Origin of the sequence: Planotetraspora sp. A-T 1434 (genome assembly GCF_025420585.1) — a bacterium.
In the GTDB taxonomy this organism is placed as follows: domain Bacteria; phylum Actinomycetota; class Actinomycetes; order Streptosporangiales; family Streptosporangiaceae; genus JAOEGB01.
The window spans coordinates 284,076-292,417 of record NZ_JAOEGB010000007.1; the positions used below are offsets into that span (position 1 = coordinate 284,076).

Below are 8,342 nucleotides of genomic sequence, written 5' to 3' on the forward strand. Positions count from 1 at the left end.
TAGGAAACTTAACTAAGAGTAAAATGCAGCACGATGCCGTGACCTGCGCCAAACTCCACGGTAAAAGGAGATGCCTGATGAACAGGCGACGAACAGCGGCGCTCGTGGCCGCTCTCGGCAGCACCCCTCTGCTCATCGTCCCCGCCGCCAACGCCCACGGCACCATGCAGAACCCGGTCAGCCGCGTCTACGCGTGCTTCCTCGAAGGACCGGAAACCCCGCAGTCGGCGGCCTGCAAGGCGGCCGTCGCCGCCGGCGGCACCCAGGCCCTCTACGACTGGAACGAGATCAACCTGGCCAACGCCAACGGCCAGAGCAAGTCGATCATCCCGGACGGCAAGCTCTGCAGCGCCGGCCGCGACAAGTACAAGGGGTTCGACCTTCCGAGGACCGACTGGCCCGCCACGAACCTCAGCGCCGGCTCCTACACCTTCACCTACCGCGTCACGGCGCCTCATCGCGGCACGTTCGATTTCTACATCACGAAGAGCGGCTACAACCCCGCCCTTCCGCTCAAGTGGTCTGACCTGGAGGCGACGCCGTTCCTCTCGGTGACCAACCCCGTGCTCACCAACGGGTCGTACGTCATGACCGGCACGATCCCCTCCGGGAAGACCGGCCGCCACCTGATCTACTCGATCTGGCAGCGTTCCGACAGCCCCGAGGCGTTCTACACCTGCTCGGACGTGGTCTTCGGCGGGGGCACGCCCTCACCGACCCCGACGCCCACGCCCACCAAGACCCCCACCCCCACGCCGACCCCCACCCCGACGCCGACCCCGACGCCCACGCCCACCAAGACGCCGACCCCGACGCCCACGCCCACCAAGACGCCGACGCCGACGCCCACCCCGACCGGCGCCTACCCCGCGTGGAAAACCAACACCGCGTACGCCGTCGGAGCGAAGGTCAGCTACGGCGGTTCCAACTACCAGTGCCTCCAGGCGCACACGTCCCTGCCCGGCTGGGAGCCCCCGAACGTCCCGGCCCTCTGGCAGAAGATCTGACGCCCGTGACAGTACGGCCCGCCCAGATCAGGCCGGGCCGTACCGTCCAGCCGAGCCGTGTGCCCTCCCGGCCGTGCCGTACGGCAGGCCCGGGTTGTGACGCGGGCTCCCCGCCGTACGGCAGGCCGTGCGCGTGCGCGTGATCAGATGCGCTCCGCGGCGGTGGCCGGGCGAGCCGCGCGTGCGCCGAAGCGGCGATGGGGCGCTGGATGGGAGCCAGCAGGTCGGTGACGGCGTGCGGCACGCCGGCGGCGAACTGCCTGGCTGCACCACAGGTGGTTGACGAAGTGCAGGTCACCGACGACGGGGTGATGATGGAGCTTTGCGCCGTGGGTGCAACGTAGCACCCGGTGGTCGTTCCACCAGGTCGTGAACTCCGGTGACCGCAGCATGAGTTCGCCCACCAGGTCTGCGAGTTGCCGGTCGTGGGGCCCACCCTCGCCGGAGGCGCGGCCGGTTCCAAGCCGTGTCTCTGAGCAAGACCGCCCCTGAGCAGGACCGTCCCTGAGCAGGACCGCCCCTACGCTGGGCCGTCCCGGAGCACGGCGGCGGGGAGCGGGATGGCCGGGAAGGGGTTGTCGGGCAGCAGGATCAGGCGGCGCGGCGCGTTGGAGAGGCCCGCGGCGTCCAGGTGGAGCAGCGCCGACCCGATTCCCGCCGCGCCGACCATGTAGCCGGTGTCCGCCGTGACATCCCACGGCCGCAGCCGCCGGTAGGCCTGATACCAGCGGTAGCCGGTCTCGTCGTGCCCGGTGGCCCGGCCGATGAGGTTCTCCGCGAGCGATCGGGCGAACTCCAGGTACTGCTCGCGCCCCGTGGCGGCCCAGAGGCCGACGAACAACTCCAGGATCCCGGCAGCGCCGCAGCACTGGCAGGCCACGTTCCAGTAGCCCGGGGTGTGCCGCTGCGGCACGCCGCTCTGGACGATGCCGTGCGCGAGCCGCTCGACCCAGTCGAGATCGCCGGGCTCGCCGGTGACCCGGTGGAGCTCGTAGAACATCCGGGCGACGCCCGCCGACCCCGAGCAGAAGCCGAGATAGTGCAGGCCGCGCCCCTGCGGCACGTGGTGGGGCACGAGGGCGCACTTCTCCGTCACCGCGCTGATCGTACGGACGAAGTCCGCGCCCCTGCGGGCGGCGGCCAGGAACCGCTCGTCCCGCGTCACACCGTACAGACGGGCGAGCAGGAACGCCGTGCCGGCCGTACCGGAGAGGAAGCCGGGCGTGACGGCGTCGACGGGCAGGTCGGTGCAGGAGTCGCCGCCGAAGCGGTGTCCCGGCACGGCCAGCGTCGCGATCCGCTCGCCCGCTTCGACGGCCACCTGCTCGTAGACGGAGACGCCGAGGCTCCCGGCCGCGTGGAGCAGCGCCAGCACGATGCCGCCGTCGCCCCGTTGGGCGGGGTCGCCGGTCCAGCCGATGCCGTCGCCCATGGGGCGCACACTACGGACGATCTGGTCGGCGGCCGCCCTGGCGGCGTCCGTGACGTACTCGTCCCCTGTCACCCACCCCGCCTCGGCCAGCGCGAAGACGCTGCCCGCCAGGCCGTGGTAGAAGGTCAGATCGGCCTGGTCACGCCAGGTGGCGGCGAGGTAGCGAGCCCCGGCCTTGGCGTCGTCCAGGTAGGCCTCGTGTCCGGTGGCCGCCGCCAGTTCCAGGAAGAACAGGACGATCCCGGCGGCACCGGAGTAGAGCGACGACGGCTGCCCGGCCTTCGCCGACTGACCCCGCGGGTCCGGATTGGCCAGCCAGTGGCGGCCGAGTCCGTCATCGACGGCCGCGGACCGCACCCAGCGCGCGGCCATGATGGCGGCGGTTATCGGCGTCTCAGCACGGGGCCACGAGCTCATACCTCATTGTCCCACATTCTTGGTAGGTAATAGGGCCACTTTCGCCTTGCTAACCCGCCAGGCGGAGACTCCTGGGAAGGCGTCGGCCGGTCAGAAGGACACCGGCATGCTCTCAGCTCTCTTCGCCGGCGTCCTGGGAAACGATCGGCTGCGCGTCGATTCCATGCTCGGAGGCCAGCCGCAGGAGGTTGTCGAGTCGGCCAGAAAGGACCTGGATGTCGTACTCATCCCGGTCGTCATGCGCCTGCCGCAACTTCTCCCGAGCCTCCAGCACACGAGCACGTAGCTCCGCGGTGAACTCGTCCATATGACTTTGCCCCCTTCGTCCGTGGCATGATGTCGCGAACCGGGAAGAATCTCAATCCGTCACCGCTGGTCACGCCGCAGCGGGTGATCCGGAGGGATCTCGACCACGACGATGGGGGTCCCGTCAGGATCCTCGATCCACATCTCCACCAGGCCCCAGGGCTCGAGCTTCGGCGGCCGCACCACGGCCACCCCCTCGGCCACCAGCCTGTCGTGCTCGGCGTCGACGTCCCGGACCTGGAGCCACATGCCGGGTCCGTGGCCAAAGGAGCCGCCCGAGCCGCCCGAGCCGCCCGAGCCGCCCGACGCCCCCGCATCGCCTGAGCCACCCGACGCGCCCGGCTCGCCTGAGCCACCTGACGCGCCCGGGCCGTCCGGGCCGTCCGGGCCGTCCGGGCCGTCCGAATGCCCGGACACCTCGAGGAAGCCCTGCCCGAGGAAGAACACCACGCCCGGATCATCGGCCGGGCCGAACTCCCGGTAGACCGCCAAGCCGAGCACGTCTCGATAGAAACGACGGCTCGCGCCCAGATCGTTCGGCCGGAGCAGGATCCGGCTGCTCAGCACTTCCATGTGTCGTGTTCTGCCCGGACCGGCCGATTGCCTCACCTATGGGCAGGAGTGAGCATTCTGGAATTATCGGGCAGGCCTTTCGTCCCTACGAAGGGTGACGGAAGGCGGTGCCGCGGGAAGAGCACACGGGAGAAGCTGGATCCACGGTGTTCGACGCACGCCGATGACGGCTTCGGGCAGGTGATCTGGCGGATTACGAACTCCGGCCGATCTTGGCTTTTCGCGCCTATGGGAGATTTCGCATGACTGAGCACGCCACACCGGCCGGCACTCCGGGCGGTCCGGGAGCGGCCCTGCCGAAGCTGGAGAAGCTCGAGGGAGACGAGTGCCTGCGGTTGATCTCCCCCGGGGGCGTGGGACGTGTGGCCTTCAACGATTACACCGGCCCCGTGATCCTCCCCGTCAACTATGTGATCCACGACGGCACGATCCTGTTCCGCACGGCGCTCGGCGGACCGCTCGACCAGGAGCTCCGTACCGGCGTGGAGGGAGCCGAGTTCATCGTCGCCTTCGAGGTGGACCACATCGACGAGGCCACCCACCAAGGCTGGAGCGTCCTCGTGCGGGGTGGTTTGCACCACGTCGTCTCCAGCGAGGAGCGCGCGGAAGCGGCCGAGTCGGGTGTCGAGTCCTGGGCGGGCGGCGAGCGCGAGCTGTACATCAGGATCGCGCCCGTCGAGATCAGCGGCCGTCGCATCCAGCACGCATAAGCCGGGGCCGCATCGAATGCGACAGAGCCGTCCATCCGTCAACGCGCTGTCCGGGAAGCAGGACGAGGCCACGAACCCGCCCGCCACAGCTACAGATGACACCGTCGCAGCACGGAGCGTGAACACGCCATCCGGGCCGCGGGTCGCGGCTACGCACGTGGTGGCCCAGGAGCGAACGGAGGGCCCGGAGCGGCTGCCCAGGGAGATGGACGCCTGGGTGGTGGCCCGGCCGGGGCCCATGGGGACGCATCCGCTGGAGCGGACACGGCTGCCGGTGCCCACGCCGGGACCAGGTGAGCTGCTCGTGTGGGTCGAGGTGTGCGCGGTCTGCCGGACCGACCTTCACCTGGCCGAGGGCGACCTGACACCACGACGGCCACGGACCGTACCGGGACACGAGGTGGTGGGACGGGTGGCGGCTCTCGGCCCCGGTACGGCGGGGCCGGCCCCCGGCACGCGAGTGGGCGTCGCCTGGCTGCGCTCGACCTGCGGGATCTGCCGATACTGCCGTCGTGGCGCGGAGAACCTGTGCCCGTCCTCCACCTACACGGGCTGGGACGCCGACGGCGGCTACGCCGAATACGTCACCGCCCTCGCGGACTACGTCTACGCCCTCCCCGAAGACGAACCGGCCGACAAGCTCGCGCCCCTCCTGTGCGCCGGGATCATCGGCTACCGCGCCCTCCTGCGGGCGGACCTGCCACCGGGCGGCCGGCTCGGCATCTACGGCTTCGGCGCCTCGGCGCATCTGACGGCGCAGATCGCCATCGCCGAGGGCGCCGCCGTACACGTGATGACCAGGTCGGAGGCGGCGCAGGAGCTGGCCAGGACGCTGGGCGCGGCGTCGGTCGGCGGCAGCGCGGGCGTGCCACCCGAACCACTCGACGCCGCCATCCTGTTCGCCCCCGTCGGCGACCTGGTGCCGGTCGCACTGGCCGCCCTGGACCGGGGCGGGACGCTGGCCGTGGCGGGCATCCACCTGACCGACATCCCGGTGCTCAACTATCAGCGCCACCTGTTCCAGGAGCGGACGCTGCGCAGTGTCACCGCGAACACGCGGGCCGACGGCCGGCGGTTTTTGGAGCTGGCCTCGCTTCACCGGCCGCGCGTGACGACCACGCCCTATCCCTTCGACGCCGCCGACGAGGCACTGCGCGACCTCGCCACCGATCGCGTCGACGGCGCTGCCGTACTGTTCATATAACGCTGAGTCATGCACTGAGCCACATTGCTGAGCAAGGCCCCGGTTCCGCAGGACGTACCGGATCGTCCAAGGTCTGCGACCCGCTGACGCGGTGATCCGACTCCGAGACCTTCGGCCAGACCAATCGGACCCGCAACGCCCGCGCCGCCGACGCCGCAGTAGCCATGAAGCCAGGACCGCGACCTGCCACACGAGTGGGCATCGCTTTGTAGAGAAACGGCAAAACTGCCATGAAATGTGCGGCAGACTGGCCATGAGCGTTCCGGCAAATCTGCCACGGTAGATGCGGCAAATCTGCCACACTCAGAGGTGGATCGCCATATCCTGAGCCGGTGGACACCGATGAGCTGACGATCTTCCCCCGGCGCGCGGAAACCATGGCTGTGGAAGCACTCGTCGACACCCGTGTCGTAGTGATCAATGGTGCCAGGCAGGTCGGCAAAAGCACCCTGGCCCAGGCGATCGTGCACCGGACGCCAGGATCACGGGAGATTTACCTGGATCAGGCGGCGGTACGCGCTGCGGCACGACAGGATCCTGACGGGATCGTCCACCACAACGGGCTCATACTCATCGACGAGGTCCAGCGCGTACCCGACCTCCTGCTCTCCATCAAACGCGAAGTGGACGCCGACCCTCGCCCAGGACGCTTCCTGCTGACCGGCTCTGCCCGGCTACTCGGCCTACGAGATCTTCCCGACGCACTTCCTGGTCGATCCGAGACGATCGAACTCTGGCCGCTCTCCCAGGGGGAGATCGAGCGCAGCGCCGACGGATTCGTGGACGCGGCGTTCCAAAAGGGCCGTGACCTCGCAACTCCGAGATCCCGGCTCCGCAGAGCTGACTACCTCGACCGCGCACTGAGGGGCGGCTACCCGGAAGCGGTCCACCGTCCTACGCATCGGAGAAGGGCACGGTTCTTCGAGTCCTACATCTCCGATCTGATCAACCGAGACGTGAAACAGGTCTCCGATATCGAGCGACCCGCGGACATGCGGCGCCTGCTGAACGTCCTCTGTGGACGCATGGGCGGACTGGCAGTGATCGACAACATCAGTCGTGACCTGGGACTTCCACGCAACACCGTGAAACGGTACGTCGATCTGCTCGACCTGGTTTATGTCATCAGGCGGATACCGGCATGGTCGTCCAACGCCACCACACGCGCGGTCGCGACCCCCAAGCTACTAATCGTGGACTCCGGACTGGGGGCCCACCTAGCAGGTCTCACCCCAGCCCGAACTACAGGCATAACCGCCCCGGTGGGTCCCCTTCTAGAGAACTTCGCCCTCGGCGAGTTGGCTCGCCAATTGACGTGGGCCGAGGAGCCCGTACGCCTCTACCACTATCGTGATCGAGACAACGTCGAGGTAGACGGCATCCTGGAACGAGCATCCGGCGAAGTCGTCGGCATCGAGGTCAAGGCCGCCGAAACCGTACGCGCAGACGACTTCAAGGGACTCCAGCACTTGGCCCGCAAGCTCGGTGACCGCCTGATCGCCGGCTTCGTCCTCTACGCGGGTCAAGAAACGCTCCCATTCGGGGACCGAATGCGGGCCCTGCCACTGTCCGCGCTGTGGGAAGCGACCCCAGCCTCCTGACTGTCAAGCAGCGCACCGAAGGGGTCACCTGCGTTGACACCGGTGCCTCCGAGTCCGCAGTAACCAGCACCTGCGAGTTCCGCCTTCGGCATCAGGCGTCGGTGTCTTTCGGGTGACGAGGCGAGACATAGACGAGCCAGACCGTGCGGGTGACGTCATCGATGACGTAGCGGACGCGCCCGCCGCTGGTGACCTCGAATTCCCATTGCTCCAGGTCCTGGCCGTTGTGACGGTGAGTCCCGAGGTCGCCGCGTAGGCGGTGTTGACGCTCGTGATCTCCCCGTGAGCGCGGGTCGGCGCGCAGGGCCTCAAGACATCGGCGTGTGTTAGCCAAGGCGTGGCGACACAACTCCTCCCATCCCTTGGCAGCGTCACTGGTACCGAACCGGATATCCCATTCCTCGTCCGGAGGTGGGACCGTGACGCGGTCCCCACGCTTCGGACTCATGCTGAAACCTCTACCGGCCCAAAGTCACCCCTTGTGGCCTTGCGAGCCTGGGCGTAGCGCGCCGGGTCGGCCTTGATTCGAGCGGTTGCCCGCCAGCCCGCGATAACCTCCTGCGCGGTGACATCGACGTCCAGCTCGGCGGCATCGGACAGCGCCTCGACCAGCTCAAGGGTGAAGGCACGCAGTTCATCGGAGGTGAGGTGGCGAACCCAGGGGAAGACTTCCGGCATGGCGATGACGAGCGTGCGGGCGGTCGGATCGTGCTTGAGTAGGGCGAGGAACAGTCGGGAAGCCGTAGCCAGCGTCTGCCCGCGCTGATCCTCACGATCGGCGGCGGTCAGGTAGAAATCCGGGGCGTCGCGATGAGTGACACGTACTCGGCCAAGACGTGCGGCGCGTTCGGCGACAGCACGGGGGTTTCTTGACAGATCCGAGAAGGTCACAGCATCTACATCGCTAGTGCTCACCCCACCACCGTAACTCAGAACACGTTCTGATTGTCGGTGAACTACGCCTGAGGCCCAGCCCTTAGATCAGCATTAGCGCCATGGCAGCTCAGGCAGACGCCTGCAAGGCTTCGCCACTGTTCTGGTGGGGGTGTGCCTCATTCCGGAAGTCTTCCGCCAACAGCCACGGATGGGTCA

At 68.2% G+C, this 8,342-nt stretch carries 9 protein-coding genes and 1 pseudogene; 4 read left to right on the forward strand and 6 right to left on the reverse strand.

Features of this window, described 5'->3' with window-relative positions:
- Positions 1–77 precede the first annotated feature (77 nt).
- Positions 78–1,007 carry a lytic polysaccharide monooxygenase gene (locus tag N5079_RS12205; protein ID WP_315967820.1) on the forward strand — a complete coding sequence of 310 codons (930 nt, stop codon included), beginning with the start codon at positions 78–80 and terminating at the stop codon, positions 1,005–1,007.
- A 143-nt stretch (positions 1,008–1,150) separates the two neighbouring features.
- On the opposite strand, the gene N5079_RS12210 is transcribed toward N5079_RS12205, so the two are convergent.
- The 4 genes from N5079_RS12210 to N5079_RS12225 form a co-directional block, all read right to left on the reverse strand.
- A complete protein-coding gene (locus tag N5079_RS12210; RefSeq protein ID WP_261583765.1) occupies positions 1,151–1,519 on the reverse strand; it encodes a hypothetical protein in 369 nt (122 codons plus the stop codon).
- 8 nt (positions 1,520–1,527) lie between these two features.
- Complete coding sequence (locus N5079_RS12215; RefSeq protein ID WP_261583749.1) at positions 1,528–2,856, reverse strand: lanthionine synthetase LanC family protein; 1,329 nt, start codon at positions 2,854–2,856, stop codon at positions 1,528–1,530.
- 112 nt (positions 2,857–2,968) lie between these two features.
- Entirely contained in the window at positions 2,969–3,163 is a 195-nt protein-coding gene (locus N5079_RS12220; protein WP_261583750.1) for a hypothetical protein, read from the reverse strand.
- A gap of 59 nt (positions 3,164–3,222) precedes the next feature.
- Complete coding sequence (locus N5079_RS12225) at positions 3,223–3,735, reverse strand: VOC family protein (RefSeq protein ID WP_261583751.1); 513 nt, start codon at positions 3,733–3,735, stop codon at positions 3,223–3,225.
- 242 nt (positions 3,736–3,977) lie between these two features.
- On the opposite strand from N5079_RS12225, the gene N5079_RS12230 reads away from it, so the two are divergent.
- The 3 genes and pseudogenes from N5079_RS12230 to N5079_RS12240 form a co-directional block, all read left to right on the forward strand.
- Positions 3,978–4,445 carry a pyridoxamine 5'-phosphate oxidase family protein gene (locus N5079_RS12230; protein WP_261583752.1) on the forward strand — a complete coding sequence of 156 codons (468 nt, stop codon included), beginning with the start codon at positions 3,978–3,980 and terminating at the stop codon, positions 4,443–4,445.
- A gap of 118 nt (positions 4,446–4,563) precedes the next feature.
- The gene (locus tag N5079_RS12235; RefSeq protein WP_410007775.1) at positions 4,564–5,649 is read left to right on the forward strand and encodes a zinc-dependent alcohol dehydrogenase family protein; all 1,086 of its coding nucleotides are present in this window, start codon (positions 4,564–4,566) and stop codon (positions 5,647–5,649) included.
- 377 nt (positions 5,650–6,026) lie between these two features.
- Positions 6,027–7,064, forward strand: a pseudogene (locus tag N5079_RS12240) (ATP-binding protein); the annotation flags it as partial.
- Between the two features lie 277 nt (positions 7,065–7,341).
- Here N5079_RS12240 and N5079_RS12245 read toward each other — a convergent pair.
- Both N5079_RS12245 and N5079_RS12250 read right to left on the reverse strand, forming a co-directional pair.
- Positions 7,342–7,698, reverse strand: coding sequence for a type II toxin-antitoxin system RelE family toxin (locus N5079_RS12245; RefSeq protein WP_261583754.1), 357 nt, complete (start codon positions 7,696–7,698; stop codon positions 7,342–7,344).
- A complete protein-coding gene (locus N5079_RS12250) occupies positions 7,695–8,165 on the reverse strand; it encodes a hypothetical protein (protein WP_261583755.1) in 471 nt (156 codons plus the stop codon). Before N5079_RS12250 ends, N5079_RS12245 begins: the two co-directional genes overlap by 4 nt.
- Positions 8,166–8,342: the final 177 nt, after the last annotated feature.

What these genes read in the sequence shown, in the direction of transcription:
- N5079_RS12220 (WP_261583750.1), bottom strand. Translation starts at nt 3,163, where the DNA reads ATGGACGAGTTCACCGCGGAGCTACGTGCTCGTGTGCTGGAGGCTCGG.
- N5079_RS12225 (WP_261583751.1), bottom strand. Translation starts at nt 3,735, where the DNA reads ATGGAAGTGCTGAGCAGCCGGATCCTGCTCCGGCCGAACGATCTGGGC.
- N5079_RS12230 (WP_261583752.1), top strand. Translation starts at nt 3,978, where the DNA reads ATGACTGAGCACGCCACACCGGCCGGCACTCCGGGCGGTCCGGGAGCG.
- N5079_RS12215 (WP_261583749.1), bottom strand. Translation starts at nt 2,856, where the DNA reads ATGAGCTCGTGGCCCCGTGCTGAGACGCCGATAACCGCCGCCATCATG.
- N5079_RS12205 (WP_315967820.1), top strand. Translation starts at nt 78, where the DNA reads ATGAACAGGCGACGAACAGCGGCGCTCGTGGCCGCTCTCGGCAGCACC.
- N5079_RS12245 (WP_261583754.1), bottom strand. Translation starts at nt 7,698, where the DNA reads ATGAGTCCGAAGCGTGGGGACCGCGTCACGGTCCCACCTCCGGACGAG.